The sequence below is a fragment of the Veillonella sp. CHU110 genome (assembly GCF_003992255.1).
Lineage (GTDB): Bacteria > Bacillota > Negativicutes > Veillonellales > Veillonellaceae > F0422.
Genome location: NZ_RQVA01000002.1, coordinates 39,821 through 59,552 on the forward strand (window position 1 = coordinate 39,821; position 19,732 = coordinate 59,552).

At 40.0% G+C, this 19,732-nt stretch carries 10 protein-coding genes and 1 tRNA gene; 9 read left to right on the forward strand and 2 right to left on the reverse strand.

Going from position 1 to position 19,732, the window contains the following annotated elements; translation table 11 throughout:
• Positions 1–738: 738 nt before the first annotated feature.
• From EO122_RS01000 to EO122_RS01025, 6 genes are all read left to right on the forward strand, one after another.
• Positions 739–1,599 (forward strand): hypothetical protein, encoded by an 861-nt coding sequence (locus EO122_RS01000; protein ID WP_127008982.1) that lies wholly within the window; start codon positions 739–741, stop codon positions 1,597–1,599.
• A 70-nt stretch (positions 1,600–1,669) separates the two neighbouring features.
• Complete coding sequence (locus EO122_RS01005) at positions 1,670–2,572, forward strand: hypothetical protein (protein ID WP_127008983.1); 903 nt, start codon at positions 1,670–1,672, stop codon at positions 2,570–2,572.
• Between the two features lie 171 nt (positions 2,573–2,743).
• The gene (locus EO122_RS01010) at positions 2,744–3,322 is read left to right on the forward strand and encodes a hypothetical protein (protein ID WP_127008984.1); all 579 of its coding nucleotides are present in this window, start codon (positions 2,744–2,746) and stop codon (positions 3,320–3,322) included.
• Positions 3,323–3,669: 347 nt separating this feature from the next.
• Positions 3,670–4,689 carry a branched-chain amino acid aminotransferase gene (locus EO122_RS01015; protein WP_127008985.1) on the forward strand — a complete coding sequence of 340 codons (1,020 nt, stop codon included), beginning with the start codon at positions 3,670–3,672 and terminating at the stop codon, positions 4,687–4,689.
• A 369-nt stretch (positions 4,690–5,058) separates the two neighbouring features.
• On the forward strand, positions 5,059–9,645 hold the full coding sequence (gltB, locus tag EO122_RS01020) for a glutamate synthase large subunit (protein ID WP_371413165.1): 4,587 nt from the start codon (positions 5,059–5,061) through the stop codon (positions 9,643–9,645).
• Positions 9,646–10,140: 495 nt separating this feature from the next.
• Positions 10,141–15,294: a TonB-dependent siderophore receptor gene (locus tag EO122_RS01025; protein WP_127008986.1), complete on the forward strand. Its 5,154-nt coding sequence runs from the start codon at positions 10,141–10,143 to the stop codon at positions 15,292–15,294.
• Positions 15,295–15,563: 269 nt separating this feature from the next.
• Here the strand turns inward: EO122_RS01025 and EO122_RS01030 are convergent, their stop codons facing one another.
• Positions 15,564–16,253 (reverse strand): GntR family transcriptional regulator, encoded by a 690-nt coding sequence (locus tag EO122_RS01030; protein WP_127008987.1) that lies wholly within the window; start codon positions 16,251–16,253, stop codon positions 15,564–15,566.
• Positions 16,250–17,134, reverse strand: coding sequence for a 4-(cytidine 5'-diphospho)-2-C-methyl-D-erythritol kinase (gene ispE, locus EO122_RS01035; protein ID WP_127008988.1), 885 nt, complete (start codon positions 17,132–17,134; stop codon positions 16,250–16,252). Before ispE ends, EO122_RS01030 begins: the two co-directional genes overlap by 4 nt.
• Before the next feature lie 148 nt (positions 17,135–17,282).
• Between ispE and tadA the strand changes: the two genes are divergently transcribed.
• From tadA to EO122_RS01050, 3 genes are all read left to right on the forward strand, one after another.
• On the forward strand, positions 17,283–17,780 hold the full coding sequence (tadA, locus tag EO122_RS01040; protein WP_127009080.1) for a tRNA adenosine(34) deaminase TadA: 498 nt from the start codon (positions 17,283–17,285) through the stop codon (positions 17,778–17,780).
• Positions 17,734–17,824: transfer RNA gene (locus tag EO122_RS01045), tRNA-Ser, on the forward strand. Before tadA ends, EO122_RS01045 begins: the two co-directional genes overlap by 47 nt.
• Before the next feature lie 308 nt (positions 17,825–18,132).
• Positions 18,133–19,521, forward strand: coding sequence for a cation:dicarboxylate symporter family transporter (locus EO122_RS01050; RefSeq protein ID WP_127008989.1), 1,389 nt, complete (start codon positions 18,133–18,135; stop codon positions 19,519–19,521).
• The last annotated feature ends 211 nt before the right edge of the window (positions 19,522–19,732 follow it).

Below are 19,732 nucleotides of genomic sequence, written 5' to 3' on the forward strand. Positions count from 1 at the left end.
ACAAACTGATCCTACGGTAGGTTTGCTCCGGAACATGTCCTGCTCATCTAGGTTTATCTAATGTAGAGAAATACCCTGAGATGATCTACGAATGAGGGCAATTCTAAGGTGGTGGGAGAGCGTGACACATTCCTCCGCAAACTGATCCTACGGTAGGTTTGCTCCGAAATATGCCACGCTCTTCTTCGTTTGTGTGATGTAGATATAAGATATTCACAGGCTACTACTTATGAAGTTTGCTTCAGACTATGTCGTGCTCTTCTGGTTTGGCCTGTATAGGACTGAGTCCCCAAGAGATGATCTACGAATGAGGGCAATTCTAGGAAGAGTACGGCACATTCCTCCATAAATTGATTCTACGGTAGGTTTGCTCCGGAATATGCCGCGCTCTTCTTTGTTTGCTTGATGTAGGAGTATTATACCCACAGTCTACTGCTTATGAAGCTTATTCCGTTACATGGTCCACTCTTCTAGGCTTGCTTAATGTAGAAGAGTGGACCGCCCCAAGATAATCTACGAATGAGTGGCATCCTGGGGAGGAGGCACATGTTCCAATTTTCTAAGTATATAAGCACGATAGGATAGGTATACCCAGCGATGATCCACGAATCAATCTTAGGAAAATGGAGAGTAGTTATGATAGAATATAAATAAATACTGTTGGGCATATTAGTTGGCATAATTGGTAATACTACTGCATTTAGAGTGATGATATCTGATTGAAACTGTGAGGTGTTAATGAAGGTTGTTAAGATAATTCTGACGGTTTGTGGCATGTTGTTATTGCTCTGTTCTATTCTCGTTGGTGGCATATTTTATATGCTTAGTAATGATGTTGTGCATGGCTTTCAGTATTATAAGGTGGAAGATACACATACTTGGGATGATAAAAATTGGACTTTAATTTTAGTTAGGAATCGAGATAATGCGACTGTTTTACAGTCAGTGTTAGACTATTACAGTGAGGATGATAATGAGGTCTTAGTGGTAACCCTTGATGGATATTATATTTTTCTAGGTGAAACCTTGGTATATTCTGAAACATATAATGGGGGTTATTCTGAAAGAATGTGGACAAAGGAGTATTCTGCTGAACGAGGTGAGGTTTTACTTTCAAAATATAGAAAACAGAGTTGGGAAAAGTGGATAAAGGAATATTCAGACCAAACAGTAGGTAGTGAAGATATAGTATCAGAGTTAACATATTTACCTTTCAGATATGATGGAGTGTTAATGGATATAACGCAACATCGTTTGTTAACATATCCGGAATATATAAGGATTCAATCTAAGAATGTGTATGTATATACTGAGGTTGGCATTCTGATTATAGATTTGAAGCAGAAACAAATCTATACGATTGGAGATAAGGAGTTCCCTTTTTCTAGCAAAGAAGCGATTATGAATTATAATGAATTTGTACATGTGATTAATACTAGTACAGAAGTTAGAAATCATGATTATCAAAAACCTAGTGTTTTTAATAGCATATACGTACATAATATAGATGAGATGCCTATTTCATCTCAAGAGATATATAAATTTTATGTAGAGGCGGTTAAAAAGGTTAAGGAAAAACGTGGAGAGATAGTGCAATAGTTAGAAGATAAAAGAGAGATGCAAATAGCTCTCTGGAGAATGAATATAAAAAGAGAAAGGGGAATATCCAGTGGCACGTATAGTTTCTATGGAAGCGATTTCGGAAACACAGTATAGGTCTTTGTATATGGAGAATAGTACGGACCATAGAATGATGATAGAGTTTGATGGAAATCATATTGATACTTGGGATGATATATACAAGGTTGTTAAGGAAAAGTTACTCATTGATGAAAATATTGTTAACTTGTATCATTTGGAAGATATCCTATTGTATGGTAATGCTAAAGGAGTAGAACCCGTTCGAGAACTCTATATCATTTTTAGAAATCTGGATATAGCGATGAAAAGAAAAAGTGGAGTTCTAGGTTATTTGAGGGACATATTTTCTTTTAATATGCATAGAGATTTAGATGCTCTATTGGTGTGGACGTTTTTTGCTGGTAATGTTATGCCTAGATGGGCTGTTGAAACAGAAGCTATGGAATCTTGGTCATCCATACCATTAGAGCTGTGCAAGTTATACTATGTGCAAGAGACTTCTTGGACAGAAACGATAGATCCGCCTCATAATGAAATTATTTATTTGGAAGAATCAGAGTATGATTTGTTGCGAGACAAGATAACAACTAATGAAGATATATTTGTAGTGGACCTAACAGAAGCACATGATGCTGCGGAATTTATTCATGCTATGTCTAAGTATGTGAATGGAAAGATTGACTCTTTGGATGAACTAGAACGATATATGCTTAGAGGGTTGCGCGATACGACAAAACCGAAACAAATTGTGTTTTTCTTAAAAGACTTTCTCTCTTATTGTAGAAATGAGAGTAAGAGTTATGATGATGTACCACTTAGAGTGGGCTTGAGTTTTATAAAATATTGTATATGTTATTGGTTTTATGAAAGTACGCCTATGCCAGAATCATGGAAAAAAGAGTTTACCTTGTATGTAACTGAAGAGTGGTAGAAGGAGATTCATAAATAATTGGGGAACTTTTTTAGAAAATAGAACAAAAAAGTTCCCCAATGATAGAATACTTTTAGAAATAAGAGCAGTAGTTTATATGGTACACATAGAGGTGAAAGTAATTTGATAGACCAAAAGTATATAGAACATAGGAAATCTCCTATATTGGTGATGTGGCAAGTTGAGGGATACATAGATTCCTATTATGAACGGATCGAGGGGATTAAGTTAATAGATGGGCCTTCTGTAGTATTGGATAATTTACTTGTCAGGATTGTGGAAGATAGGCCTAATCAGAAAAAATATGTGTATAGTTTTTATGCTAATCATATAGATATAGCAAAAGCTGATGTAATGATTCTTCATGAAATGTGTTGGGATAAAGCAATCGATATATGTACCTTGAAGAATGATAGTGCATTGAGGAATCATGTACGAAAGATAGGTCATGGAGAAGGCGTGCCTACCATTACTGATTCTTTTTATAAAATTGATGCGGAGAAAATACAAAAGATTCGTGATCTAGCTACTATGTTGCTTCATCAAATATCAGCAGATGAAGAGACCGAGGAGACTGAGGCAAAATGGTCTTATGTAGAAGTATATCAATCTACTAATGCTGGATATCTATCAGGAGGAGCTTGGATTTCACATGGTATTTTAGAAAAAATATATAAGGATACAGGTTGGGAAGAAGCGAAAGGCAAGGAGCTGACACTTGATGAGATTATATGTATTCAATCAATGTAAGGTTTCACAGATTATGATTTAGAAACTTACTTGAAAAGAACTGCCTGGCAAGGTGATTTGCGAATTAATCCTAGGGTTGCTTGCTATAGTGAAACTAATGTGATAAATAATTGGGGAACTTTTTTAGAAAAATAGTACAAAAAAGTTCCCCAATGGTAGGATAGGCTGCATATTTAGATCCCCGCCCATCTTTTAGCATGTACTCTTGTACATTTTCCGTGTTGGGTGTATAATAGTTTTTATCTAAAATACAAATCAGTAAATATTCATATGATGTGAAGGGCTAGAAGGATGGATATACGTATACTTTCACGGCTTTCACAGGTATGAAATAGTAGGAGGACAGTATGGCAAAGATTGATATGAACAATTTAGATTTTAGTTATAAAGAAACGCCATTCCGTTATGTGTCTAATTTCAAAGATGGTCAATGGGATGAAGGCGGTTTAACGGGTGAGGCGAATATTGTCCTCAATGAATGTGCAGGTGTATTCCAATATGCGCAAACGATTTTTGAAGGTTTGAAAGCGTATTACACAAAAGATGGTCACATTGTGTGTTTCCGTCCAGATTTAAATGCACAGCGTTTGCATGATTCTGCGAAATATCTTGTGATGAAACCATTTCCAACGGATCGTTTTATCGAGGCTGTGAAAGAAGTGGTGAAAGCAAACCAAGAATATGTACCTGCCTATGGTACTGGTGGTAGTTTGTATCTTCGTCCATTCTTGATGGGTACGAACAGTGTTATCGGTGTTAAACCAGCAGATGAGTTCCAATTCCGTATTTTTGGTACTCCTGTAGGAGATTATTTCAAAGGCGGTGTAAAACCGTTAAAAATTCAAATTTCCGATTTTGACCGTGCAGCACCACATGGTACAGGTCATATTAAAGCGGGTTTGAACTATGCTATGAGCTTACATGCTTTAGAGGCAGCCCATGAAGCAGGGTATGCAGAGAACATGTACTTAGATCCACAAACTCGTACAAAAGTAGAAGAAACTGGTGGAGCGAACTTTATTTTCATTACTAAAGATGGTAAATTAGTAACGCCTAAATCTGATAGTATTCTTCCATCCATCACACGTCGTTCTTTGATGTATGTGGCAGAACATTATTTGGGTATGACGGTAGAACATCGCGAAGTGTACAAAGAAGAGTTGAAAGACTTCGCTGAATGTGGCCTTTGTGGTACAGCGGCTGTTATTTCTCCTGTTGGCATGGTGCATACAAAAGAAGAAGACATTTTCTTCCCAAGCGGCATGGATGAAATGGGCCCAACATTAACAAAATTGCGCGAAACATTACTGGGCATTCAACATGGTGAAATCGAAGCACCAGAAGGCTGGATTGTTCGCATCGTATAATAGAATACTTTTACAATGATGTAAACGCATGGTTATCTTAGGGTAGCTGTGCGTTTTCTTGTAAGAATACATGTATACATAAGTAAAATGTATTGAAATATATACTAATTTTTGCTAGTATAGTATGCAGTTCTATATTCTATAGAAAGATAACTGTCATATATGACTGCTATAAATTGAAGTTATGTTTTATGATAAGAGTCTAATGCTGAAAGAAGGAAGAATAAAAAGGTATATACTAATACGGTTCATAGTTGAACTGCTATACGTATAGTCACTAAGCATAGGGAAATAAGAACTTTCAGTATATGTATACCTAGTGTTAAGTACACTAGTATAGTCATAGAGAGCCTACAGGAGGAGAGGGTTATGATGGAAATGAGTACCATTGCAAAACAACATGAGGAGCAACGCCATTTGGAAGCAAATGGTTTGTATAGTTCCCAATTTGAAAAAGATGCATGCGGCATGGGATTTGTAGTGAATATTAAAGGTAAAAAGTCCCATGATATTATCGACGATGGCTTGCGTATTCTTGAGCGTTTGGAGCACCGTGGTGGTGCTGGCGCCGATAAGGATACTGGCGATGGAGCAGGTATCTTAGTGCAAATTCCACATGACTTTTTCCGCCGTGAGTGCGAAGTGTTAGGTATCCATTTACCACCAGCTGGCGATTACGGGGTAGGCATGGTCTTTGCTCATAAGTACGAAACATTGCGGAATGAGCAAAAGCGGATCTTAGAAGAGGTAGTTCGCGAAGAAGGTCAAATCGTATTGGGCTGGCGTGAAGTGCCAGTAGACTCTACAGCAGTTGGTCATGAGGCAGCATTGATTCGTCCTTGGATGATCCAAATCCTCATCGGTAAAGGTTCAGAGGTGACAAATCAAGCAGAGTTTGAACGCAAATTATATATGATTCGTAAAATTGCAGAGAAACGAATCGTCCCATTGAGTAAAGAAATGAGTAGCGATTTCTATATTGCTTCCTTGTCTTCTAAAACAATCGTTTATAAAGGTATGTTGACACCAGTACAATTACGAAACTTCTATCTTGACTTAAACGATTTAGATTTCACCTCTGCTTTGGCGATGGTCCATTCTCGTTTCAGCACGAATACATTCCCAAGCTGGGCACGGGCTCATCCTAACCGTTATTTAGTACATAATGGGGAAATCAACACCATTCGTGGTAATGTAAACTGGATCAATGCTCGTGAAGGTAAAGCAGAGTCTCCGTTGTTCCCAGATATTAAAAAAGTATTCCCTGTTGTTGACGATACAGGGTCTGACTCTGCCATGTTTGACAATACCCTTGAATTCTTGCATATGACAGGTCGTAGCTTGCCACATGCAATCATGATGATGATTCCAGAACCATGGGAACGCAATACTTTGATGAGCCAAGAAAAACATGACTTCTATGAATTCAATAGTTTCATGATGGAACCATGGGATGGACCGGCTGCAATGGGCTTTACTGATGGGACTGTGATCGGCGGTGTGTTAGACAGAAATGGCTTGCGCCCTGCACGCTATTATGTGACAGCTGATGACCGTGTCATCATGGCATCTGAAGTAGGTGTAGTGAACGAAGCAGATGATATGATTCGTGCAAAAGGCCGATTAGAACCAGGTAAAATGCTCTTAATCGACACAGAAGAAGGTCGCATCATTTCTGATGAGGAAATCAAGCAACGAGTAGCCACAGAATTACCGTACCATGAGTGGGTGAAAGAACATGTAATCCACTTGTCGGAGATTCAACAAGCTACGGAAGATAGCATCCCAGAGGTAGGGGACTTGTTCATGCAACAACAAGTGTTCGGCTATACACAAGAAGATTTGGTGCGTATGATTATCCCTATGGCGAAAGATGGCAAAGATCCTGTAGGATCTATGGGTGCCGATGCACCGTTGGCGATTCTGTCTGACAAACCGCAAATGTTGTACTCTTATTTCAAACAGCTATTTGCACAGGTAACAAATCCGCCAATTGATGCGATCCGCGAGGAAATGGTCACTTCCACACGAGTGATGCTTGGCAATAGCGGTAACTTGACGGATCCTAATAAAGTGGGCACATACGCAGTATCCATGCGAACTCCTATTATGACGAACCAGGAATTGGCAAGTATTAAACAATTGGACTGCCGTCGCATGAAATCTGTGACATTGCCTATCTTGTTTGATCCAGCCAAAGGTGCAGAAGGTATGAAAGATGCCTTAGATCGTCTGTGTAAAGATGCAGAGGAAGCAGCTCGTACCGACCAAAATGTGTTAATTTTGTCTGACCGTGGCGTGGACGAACACCATGCGCCAATCCCTGCGTTATTGGCAGTAGCTGCAGTGCACAATCATTTGATTAACACCGTGTTGCGTACAGAAATGGGATTAATTTTAGAATCTGGGGAACCTCGTGAAGTACATCATTTCTGTACACTCTTAGGTTATGGTGTAACGGCCATTAATCCATACGTGGCATTAGCAACGGTTCGTGAGTTACAAGCGACTAATCGCTTGGGTGACCTTACACCAGAAGAGGCAGAAGCAAATTACATCAAGGCCTCTGTATCTGGCATTATGAAAGTCATGTCGAAAATGGGTATTTCCACTGTACGCAGTTACCATGGGGCGCAAATCTTTGAGGCATTGGGATTGAATACGAACTTTATTAGTACCTACTTCCCGAATACACCGACACGCATTGGCGGTATCGGCTTAGGTGGTGTAGCTCATGAAACCTTAGAGCGATTCCAACGAGCTTTCAAAGAGGATGTGAAAGTCCTTGAACCAGGCGGTTGGTACGGTCCTATGAAAGATGGGGAAGAGCATTTATTCAATCCAGATACGATTAAGTTGTTGCAAACATCCTTAATCGAAGGGGATTACAATACATACAAAGAATATTCCAAAATGATTCGTAATGACTATCACGTGACCTTGCGTAGCTTGATGGAATTGAATTTCCCTGTAGGTGGCGGTATTCCTGTAGAAGAAGTGGAACCAGTGGAAGACATTGTGAAACGATTTAAAGCTGGTGCTATGAGTTATGGTGCCATCAGTAAAGAGGCGCACGAGGCCATTGCTATCGCTATGAACCGCTTAGGATCTACATCGAACTCTGGGGAAGGCGGAGAGGATACAAGTCGCTTTGTTCTCGATGCCAATGGAGATAATCGCAACAGCGAAGTAAAACAAATCGCCTCTGGCCGTTTTGGGGTAACTACAAATTATTTGGTGCACGCAAAAGAATTGCAAATCAAATGTGCCCAAGGGGCAAAACCAGGTGAGGGTGGTCAATTACCAGGTAAAAAGGTATATCCAGACATTGCGAAAGCTCGTCACTCCACACCAGGGGTAGAGCTGGTATCTCCGCCACCACATCATGATATTTACTCCATCGAAGATTTGGCAGAGTTAATTTATGACTTAAAATGCGTTAACCCAAGCGCAGCCATATCCGTGAAATTGACTTCAGAAGCTGGGGTAGGTACCATTGCCGCTGGGGTAGCAAAAGCGAAAGCAGATAGCATCCTTATCTCCGGCTATGATGGTGGTACTGGCGCAGCCGGTCGTACGTCTGTGAAACATGCGGGCGTGCCATGGGAATTGGGACTTTCAGAGACGCATCAAACCTTGATGTTGAATCGTTTGCGTGACCGTGTGCAATTAGAAGTAGATAGTAAGCTCATGACTGGCTATGATGTGGCTATCGCAGCCTTGTTAGGGGCAGAATTGTTCGGATTTGGTACCTTGCCATTAGTAGCAGTAGGTTGTCGTATGGCACGGGTTTGCCATATGAATACATGCCCGTACGGCGTGGCGACACAAGATGAAAAATTGCGTGCTAAATTCACAGGTAAACCAGAATATGTGGAAAACTTGATGAAGTTCATTGCTCAAGAATTACGTGAAATTATGGCGCGTTTAGGTATCCGTAGCGTTCGTGAGTTAGTAGGCCGTATCGATTTGGTACGCCAACGCTCTCAAGACGATAATTTCAAATTGTCTCGTGTGGACTTAAAACGAATCTTGTTCAAACCATACACAGATGCCTCTGTAGGTCATATGCATAGCATCGACCAAGACCATGAGTTGGAACGCACTTTGGATATGAAAAAATTGCTTCGCATGTGTCGTCCTGCTTTGGATGATCAAAAACCAATTCGTGCTAAACTGGCTATCAGCAATGTGAATCGTGTAGTAGGTACCTTGGTTGGTGGCGAAGTGGTTCGTCGCTACGGCGAAGCAGGCTTGCCAGAGAATACTATCAAATTGAACTTCGTTGGTTCTGCAGGTCAAAGTTTCGGCGCTTTTATACCGAATGGTATGACATTAGAACTCGAAGGGGATGCCAACGATTACCTTGGTAAAGGCTTGTCCGGTGGTACTATTATTGCGTACCCACCAAAAGCAGCTACCTATGAGGCTCATGAAAATATCTTAATCGGTAACGTGGCATTTTATGGGGCTACCTCCGGTGCTGCTTATATCAACGGCGTCGCTGGGGAACGGTTTTGCGTTCGTAATAGCGGTATTACCGCCGTTGTAGAAGGCGTGGGCGACCATGGTTGCGAATACATGACTGGCGGCGAGGTCCTTGTCCTTGGTCGTGTGGGCCGTAACTTTGGGGCTGGCATGTCCGGTGGCTATGCCTATGTGCTTGATTTAGATGGACGCTATTGCAACACAGGACTTGTGGAACTTCGCAAACCTAGTGAAAGTGACCTAGCACGGATCCATGAGTTAGTACAACAACATGTATTGCATACGAACTCTAAACAAGGTCGTCATATGCTAGAAAACTGGGTATTGTACAAAGATCGCTTTACAAAAATTGTGCCAACAGCTTACGAAGAAATGCAACAAAGTATCGCTCAATTCCAAGGTGAAGGCATGGCACTAGAAGAAGCACAATTGGCAGCATTCAAAGCGAAATACATGAGTGGCAAATAAGCTGCGTCATAGATAGATATTAGCTATGTCTAGTTGAATAAGAATATAAAAGAGGAATGGAACTGATGATGTAGCGCCATTCCTCTTTTGGTGTGGAGTTCATAGGTATATAGTTGTAATAGAATCAGCAAAAATCACCTTTACAAATAGTAATTATTGATATATACACTCAATATGGCGTGGATATCGATACCTATATAAAATTTATATTACATGTATAAATGCTGATATAACACAGAAAAAATGATTGGCATATATGATAAAGATGAATAAAAGATGAAGAAATTATTGACTTTCATTTTCAATATTGATATAGTTAATATGAAAATATTGCAAAGGGTTACAATAGACAAGTAAAAGTGTGTGTAGGTAATAAATTGGTTTCTTTCACTTGTAATAGTAGTCAAACCTTGCGAGGCATCATAATGTAGTATACGGATATGTGTGTGTCTGTATGTGAGTAAACTTATTTTTGAAAGACTATGAGGTGTTAGGATGTATCAAAGAAAGACAGGTAAGCACCTACTATTATACGGTGCTATTATGACGTGGATGGGTTTGTTCCATGGTGTAGCCGCAGAAAATGCCGTATATGTAGAAGCGGATCGATTGAAAGCGGCGGAACAATATGAGACGCAGCATACGACGATCATTACGCAAAAAGATATTGAAGCAAAACAGGCTAAAAATGTAGAAGATGTAGTGTTCCATGAAACGGGTGTATCTCGTACCGTAGATGCGATGGGTCGTGTAGGAGTATCCATTCGGGGTGCAGACCCACGCCATACATTGATCTTAATTGATGGACAACCCGCTATTGGTGAGTTTGCTAAATATGCAGGGCAAGGTGATGAGTTGATGCGCCTGGGGGCAGAAAATTTAGATCACATTGAGGTGGTCCAAGGGGCAGCCTCTGCGAAATACGGTTCGGGTGCTATTGGTGGCGTCATCAATGTAGTAACGAAGAAACCGACAAAGAAGAGCGGATTTCAATTTAATGTAGAATCTTTGCGCACAAAAGGTGACAACGGGTCTATGCCATACTCTAACTTCTTTATGCGTGCCGACACAGGTAAAATTGGCAATATCAATATGGCTATTTATGGTAGCAAACGTGATGTGATGCCTGTGTATGCAGTGAACCCAAGAAAGCGTGTGGAATTAGCGCATGACGATATGACTGTCTTTGCAAAGAACTCTTTGCGTTACTTTGGAGAACAATCTAATATTGGTATGAGTGCCCATTGGCAAGCGAATAAAAACCATGGGGTAGACATTCGTGTGGACCAACATAAAGAAGAATTGCATCGTTTTAATAAAGGGTCTAACTCTTTAATGGCCCCAGAAGTGCAATTTAAACGGAGTATCAAACGGAACCAATATAGTATCGGTTGGCATGCGAAAAATCAAGAAAAAATCAATTGGGACGTAGAAGTGAACTACGCGAAATTGAAAGAAAATGATGTGACTTTAACGAATACAGTAGGTCATGTACCCTTCTTTGGTGCCAATGAATTGAATCAAGTGGATACTATTGATCATTCCCAATTTAATGTGCATTCGGACTTTCATATTGCTGTCAATGACAAGCATTTCGTCAATACTGGATTTGGTATTAAAAAAGAAAAAGGTAGCGGTAGTCGTTTAAAAAGTGCGCCTAAAACGACAAAACAGTTCATCAACCCATGGGATTATGATAAACATCTGAAAGAAGATCCAATCACGCATGAAGTAGCATCTCGTGTGGAAGATTATCCGATTGAAAAGGATGCAGATGGCACGCCATATTGGAACCGTTTGAAAGAGTGGTATGGCTATGAAAAAGGTGTACAAGGTAAGGATTATTTACCTTCCTTTACGTATGAAGAATTTTTCAGCCAAGAACATGCCTTTGATTTGGTGGACAATGTACCAAAAGAAATCGAAGGCTCTCACATGAATAGTAATAACCGCATTTCCTATTTCTTGGAGCATACTACGTCCGAAACGAGAGATCGTTTTAATGAGTTAGTAAACAAATTGTATGAGCAAAATCCTGAGATTAAAGCTGCCAATGCAAGTGAATCTCGTGTGAGACAAAGTGCCATCGTATATTATTACTATACAGGTAAACCGATGGTCATCAATGGTAAATCATACGATGTGAAGTTGAACGATGTACAATTCAAAAAGGGCGATGCCTTACACAACCGTGTGACGGTAGGCGAAGCGGAGATTCAAAAAGAATATGTGTACGTGCAAGATGATTGGCAACTTAACAAGAATACAACGATAACGCCAATCGTACGTCTTGACCATAGCAATTTATTTGGCAGTAATTTGACTTTCAATGTAGGTATGCTACATAACTTACATGGGGATGTACATACTCGTTTGAAAGCGAATATTGGCACGAGTTATAATGAGCCAGGTATGGGCGAACTATATTACAACTGGGAAATGTATTCTGGTAACCCATTGAGTGGTGGCCTTGGTGGCGGTACGGCTCGAATGGGGTGGTACTGGGTTGGCAATCCTGACTTAAAACCTGAAAAATCCATCAATGTGGATATAGGTTGGGAACATGAAAATAAAACGACATCCTACCGTGCTAGTGCCTTCCACAATCGCATTCGTGATTACCATTCCATTTACTTCACAGGTCATTTATTAGACTTCTATCCAGAATATAATGAACGGACGCATTTGGGGTCTGAAAAATATCAACATTCTCCAGATATGATCTATAGCTTTAAAAACATTGGAAAAGTATCCATTACAGGGTTAGAGGCAGAAGTTAAACATAACTTTAATAAAAAATGGTCTGGTAAATTAGGATATACCTTCTTGCATACCGAAAACCAATCGGATCCAACCTTGCCGAAACAATTGTTGGATAAACCACAGCACAAAATTGATGTAGGCATCAACTATGATGATAAAGATTCTGGTTTGCATGCATCCTTATATGGCAATCTGTATATGAACATGTTGGATAGTCGTTCCCTAGCAGGCAATGGTAACTTCATCGATTCCTATGGCCCAGCAGAGAATGAAAATCCTAATATTTCACATATTGATACATACTTTAAAGAAGGTAAAAAACAAGAGTATCAATCCAAAACATATAGTGTATGGAATTTCATTGTTCAAAAATCTTGGGGCAATGATATGAAAGCCTACATTGGTGTAGACAACTTGTTTAATTACCGTGATGATGACCGAGCTATGCAAGGTCGTGTATATCGCGTTGGCATTAACTTTAAAATTGGCAGTGATGGACATGTTCACAAAGTATTACAAGATCAGTCCGGTAAAGAAGTGGCAAATATTGATTTAGGTCCAGTAGACTTTGCTAAGTTTATCACGACACCATTTGGTGAGATTAGTAGCTCTGATTTGCGCTTTGCTGGGGACTACAAATGGCGTACGCACTATATGGAAGGTCAAAACCGTCCTGATGTAAGCACTACGTTAACATCTGCTATTGGTTCTGCTATGAAAAATATGCAAGATCCATCTGAAAACGGTTGGGAACAAAAAGTACAAGTCGGCGTAGAAGGTCGTATTAATGATAAAACGGCGGTGAAAGTTATCACTAGCGCCAGCGGTCATGCAGGCCATGCTACAGAAGATACGGTGGATACGAATCGAAGCTTACGTAAAGTGAAATTAGAAGAAGCGAATATCACAAGAAAAGAAAAATCTTGGGATTTCTCTGTAGGACGTTTACCAGAAAAATTAGGGGAAACTGGTTATTGGTTCAACCAAACTTTTGATGGGGTTCGTGCTGTTTGGACGAAAGATAATACGCAAGTTCGTGTCGGCTATGGTGATTTCTCTAGAAATACAGGCATCACAGATTCAGCGTATACGCAAATGTCCTATAAAACTATGGAACGTCCATTGACAGTGAATGAGTTCTTGAATAGTGTAGAAGGGTTGAAACTAACAAAACCATTTAAGCCAATGAACATAGCGGTTCGTGAAAAAGTGGGCGATGTAGCAGGCCAATATGAAACGATTCGTAAGTACTACAACTGGGCGAAACAAGCGTATCCAAACTACTTGAAGTCTGAGGAAACAAAATACTATATCAGCATTCCAAAAGCTGTGTATGGCTATACAAAAACCTATGATCCAGCTACTGGAAAAGTACCTGAAAAAGTAGGTGAAGCAGGGGTTAAATATCTGACAGAAACTGGTACGTATCCATTCTATAGTACAGATACGGATAAATATGCTACAGCGTCACAAACATTCCCTAGAACCATGTCGGCGGATTTATACCCATCATTGAATAAAGATATTTTAGGATATAGTTATGACGATGATGCACCGATCCAAGGTGATGGCAGTGAATTTGTGAAAAAATTCTTGGCAGAGCATGGAGCTACTTTAATCGAGCGGTATAATAAAAATATCAAAGAAGCTATCAAAAGTGCAGAAGATAGTGCCAAAGAAGAATATGGCTATGCAGTGGATGATTTAAAATCTCATACAGCTTCTCGAGATGAAAAACAAAACGACTTAGATACAGTAAATAAAAAATTGGCTGACTTTGTAGCAGCTCATCCAACAGGCCTAGGTACATTAGAAAGTTATCGAGGTAAAGAAAGTGCGAATGGCACTTTCACGGATGCAGAAAAAGAACATTTTGAGTTACTGAAAAAACAGGATTTATCATCTTGGCTTGTAGATTATTACAACGATAAAATTAAAGATGATACGGAGAATATCAACCGTCCTCCATTTACGGCTACCGATATCGTAGGTGGCACTGTGGATGAAAAAGTGTTACGGGCAACTTTAGAAAAAGAAAATACATTGCCTGCCGACGGGGTGGACAATAAAGGGCTAGTAGCACCAGTAGCAGCCTATGCGAACAAAATCACTTCAGATTTACGATTCACTGAAAAAGGTAGTCTATTCCCTCGTGTACCATTAGGCGAAGCGACAGGCGTTCATGTATTACAACAAGGCTATGTTCTTGATCGCGCAGAAGTGCCAAGCATTAAACGAGCTTTCTTTGTGGAAGTAAAACAACAAGTGAAACCTAATTTAGGCGTATCTGCATGGTACTTACATTCTCAAGGTAATCGTGATGTAGTCTTTGAAACGGCAAAAGAAACAGCTGGCGTAAAAGGCAATGAAACTCATCGTTACAATCAAGTAGCTAATGTGGTAGCATTAGGGGCAAGATATAACTTAGGTAATAGAGCCTTGTTCTCCTTCGACTATGGTAAAAACTTGTCCAATTTAGGTAAACATTTGAATGGTCAAACAGCATATGATTACAATACGTCTACGAATACCTTTGCTGTCTTGGGTCATAAAATGGGTAGCACTCCTACTTTCTGGGTAATGCGTGCACAAGTAGGTATGGCAGATATAGCGAGACCGCAAACTTGGTCTATGTATGCGGACTATAAACACTTTGAACATGGCTCCTTCTTTGGTGGCAATGGTACGAATGGTTTAACTGATCGTTACTTAGATGGTATTGAAAGCTTCACATTAGGTGGTTCCTATGTACCAGCGAAAAACTGGTTAGTAGAAGCAAGTTATACATTTGGTGCTAAAGGTATCGGACAACGAGATACATTATTTGGACCAGAACGTTTTAAATTAGGTAACTACTCCACAGTACAGATGACTTACAAATTCTAATAGATGCTATTGGATAGCGTGTAATTTCTTACAAGAAGTGTATTTACTTACTAGTCATTAAATAGCATAGAGGACCGTTGATGATATGGTGTTAGCATTCCTCTATGTCTATAAAGGGACTACAACAAAATAGTTCATACATAAAAAGAGGGAAGTTGATTAAATAGTATCAACTTTCCTCTATTTTTTTGTGTTTGTATATTTGCATCTTTTATAAACAAAAAGGTCCCGAAGGACCCTTTTCAGTATTTGATGTTCTGTGACCCAAGTTATTCTTCATGTCCTGTTAGCTGCATGCCAGCCAACAATGTTTTTTCTGATTCTTCCATATGGATACGAGCAATATGTCGTGCTCGTTCTACATCGCGGTCAGAAATAGCCTCTACGAGTTGACGATGTTCATCCCAAGTTTTAGCAAGACGACCTGTTTGGCTCATGGATAAGGTACGGAACCGCAAGGTTTGTTCCCGTAGATTATGAATCATTTCCACAAGGCGATCGTTACGAGAAGCCTTATAGAGAATCTCGTGGAATAGAATATCGGCCTGTACGACTTTATCGAGATTTTTTTCATTCATGTAGTTGCCGATTTCTACAAGATGTTGTTCTAAGGCTTCGATTTCTTCGTTGGTAATACGCTCTGCTGCGAGCTCTGCGGCTAATTCTTCTAAGATAGAGCGAAGCTCAAACACTTCTGTTACATCTTTCAAACTCATATCTGCTACATAGGTGCCACGGCGTGGAATCATCACCACAAGACCTTCTTGTTCTAAAATGCGAATGGCTTCACGAATAGGAGTACGACTCACACCGAGCTCTTCCGCAAGAGGGATTTCCATCAGCCGTTCTCCAGGAGGTAAGACACCATCTCGAATGGCCTGACGTAGGGCATCGCTAACGATTTCACGAAGTGGTTTGTACGCATCTAAACGGATGGGTTGTAAACGTGGTACATTCATGGTAAGGCCTCCTCATCATGTGTTTTCGTAATTAGTGAAAGCCAGTTATAACCAGCTTTTTTGATTTCTTCTTGTAATCGAATTGCATCTAGTGCTTTTTCTAATAGCACCACCATAGTCGGGCCGCTACCAGTCATAATCGTAGGGAATCCACGATCTAAGAAAAACTGTTTGCATGCCACAAGCTCTGGATGTATAGGAAAGATTAACTCTTCAAAGGTATTGTCGCTGGATGTGAAAGCCTGACGAAAGTCTTTGGCTTTCATATGTGCGGTAACAGTATCCATCGTGTCCGTAGTGACACGAGAAGATCCAGAGAAACGACCATACGCATCTGCTGTGGAGATACTAATTTCTGGTTTCACAATGAGGAGCCACTGCGCTTGTCCTGTAGGCAATGATTCCAAGATTTCACCACGTCCGGTGCCGCGAGCAGTGCCGCCTTTTAAAAGGAATGGCACATCAGAACCAAGCTTGGAAGCCATAGACAAGAGTTCCTCATCGGTTAAACGAAGGTCCCAAAATTTGTTAAGACCTAATAGCATGGCAGCACCATCGCCGCTACCGCCACCCATGCCAGCACAAGGAGGCACACGTTTCAATAAATGGATGGCTGCACCTTGCGTACATCCTGTGTACTCTTGCACCATACGGAGAGCTTTCATAGCGATATTACTTTCTGTATAAGGGATCATTTGAGCCATATAATAGGGAAGTTCAGGGGCATCACCGGAGAATACTACAGAATGGTGGTGTGCAAAATACAGAGAATCCCCTAAAAAAACAGATTGGAAAATGGTATCTATATTGTGGTACCCATCATCGCGTTTACCCGTGATGGCTAGGCCTACATTAATTTTACTAAAAGCGCGTTGTTCCATATAATTCATTCACCTCAGTAGATGTATTAAATCAATTTGCATATATTTTTTATTATACCATAAATTAATATAATACATGGCAGCAGCAGTGACGATTGATGGAAAATATGGTATTCTATTGTGTAACGATAAGAAAGGATGTGATACTATGACAGATGAACTATACATGCGTGAAGCCTTGGTAGAGGCGAGGAAGGCCTATGATATGGGGGAGATTCCCATCGGGGCTATATTAGTTCATGAAGGCAACATTATCAGCCGACATCATAATCGTCGTGAAATCGATCATGATGCAACGGCTCATGCAGAGGTACTCGTAATTCGTGAAGCAAATGCCTTACTAGAAAGATGGCGGTTGACCGGTTGCACGCTTTATGTTACGATAGAACCATGTCCTATGTGTGCTGGAGCTATTATCAACAGTCGCATTGATCGTGTTGTGTATGGCAGCAGTGATTACAAGGGCGGAGCGGTAGAATCTTTATTTAATGTGTTGTCACATCCTAATTTGAATCATGAGCCAGAGGTTTTGGCTGGCGTTTTGCAAGAAGAATGCAGTCAAATTATGAAAGACTTTTTTAAAGAGCGCCGTCGTATACGGAGAGGTACTCAAGTGGCTGAAGAGTCCGCACTCGAAATGCGGTAGGTCAGGAAACTGGCGCGGGGGTTCAAATCCCCCTCTCTCCGCCAGATAAAGAGCATATGCCTTTGGCATGTGCTCTTTTTATGTATAAGATGTAGGATAACTAGCACAGTATGTATAATATATAATTGAGAACTCTATCGATATAAATGCTAAAAATACTCTGATTTTAGAATAGAAATGCATGAATACTGGGGAATATATAGTTTCCACCTATTAACCTATGAAATAAATAGGATATTGACCGTATAGGGATAGAGTGCTATAATGTTGCATGTTATAACTTGCAATAGAAGTAAGTACAAAAAGAAGTTAGAAGGACTATAGAGTGGTCTAGAAAAGGAGGAGTAATTGTATGGATATACCATTTTTTCAACAATTTCTTATGATTAGTGATCCTATGACAATAGGAATATTGGTATTATTTGTGATTGCCTTGGGCTATGTGTACTTTTTACAAAGACGAAATATTCAGTTTGGTACACTAGTTATGATTGCTACATTAATTGGTGCTATTTTAGGTGTTGCAGTACAGTTTATTGCGGGATTCCCGAATAATCCAATGGATGTAGTGTTTATCAAAGAAAGTACAAAGTGGTTCTCTCTTATCGGGGGCGGATTTATCGATTTAATTCGAATGTTAGTCATTCCAGTGGTTTTCATTTCTATCGTATATGTTATCTTGCATATGGATAAGCATGCGAACTTAAAACGGTTAGTATCCTCGACAGGTATTGTAGCACTTGTGATGGTAGGTATTGCGGCAATTGTAGGATTAGCCTTGGGATCTTTCACAGGACTAGGTGATGGTACATTAGGCGCTGCTGGCGATTCTAAAATGCGTGAAGTAAAACCAGTTGTAGATACATTACGTGCTTTGATTCCGTCTAATCCAGTGAATGCGATGGCTCAAACAAATGTTATCTCCATTGTTGTATTTGGTGTTATCATCGGTGGTGTAGCACGTTTAGTAAAACAACATGGTGCTAGCGATTTAGCAATTTTTACAAAACTATTTGATGAAGCGTATACATTAATTTTCTGGGTAGCCGACTTCATTATTGGCTTGATGCCATACGGTGTCGTTGCCTTATTAGCGACTACATTAGCACAAAAAGGATTTGGTGCTATTGCAGATATGGGATTATTCATAGTCCTAATTTATGTGGGTGTGGCCATTATGTTAGTGGTACAATCTATCTTGCTCATTCTATTCGGTGTCAGTCCATTGATGTATTTCCGTAAAGCAAAAGAAGCATTGATTTTAGCTTTTACATCTCGTTCTAGCATGGGTGTCTTACCATTAACAGTGGAAACGTTAACGAAAAAATTGGGCGTTAATCCAGCGACAGCTAATACCGTAGCGAGCTTTGGTACGACAGCAGGTATGCAAGGTTGCGCAGGTATCTTCCCAGCATTATGTATTGTCTACATTGCTCGTGTGTCTGGTGTACCATTAGACTTTACGATGTATGTTATGAGTGTTATCGTTATTGCTATTGGTTCTTTAGGTATTGCAGGAGTTCCTGGTACAGCTACGATGGCTGCTTCTGTATCCTTGTCTGGTACAGGTATGGGTGGATTCTTCGGTTCCATTTCTCCAATCTTGGCAGTGGATCCAATTTTAGATATGGGACGTACTATGCTCAATGTAAGTGGTTCCATGACGAATGCTATCGTAGTAGATCGATTACAAGGGACTTTCGACCAAGATGCATTTAATGATACAAAAACAATCCGATAATATACGATAGACTATATAGTATGCATATATAGTGAAAGTAATACGAAGTATATAAAAGACTGTGACTATCTGCTGTATAGATAGTTACAGTCTTTTTGTATGAGTATGTTTCTAGTAGGGTACAAGTTAGACAATTATCTATTAGTATATACAAAATAAAAGCCTCTATCGATGGATAGAGGCTTTTATTATAGTAGGGAGTATATCAGTA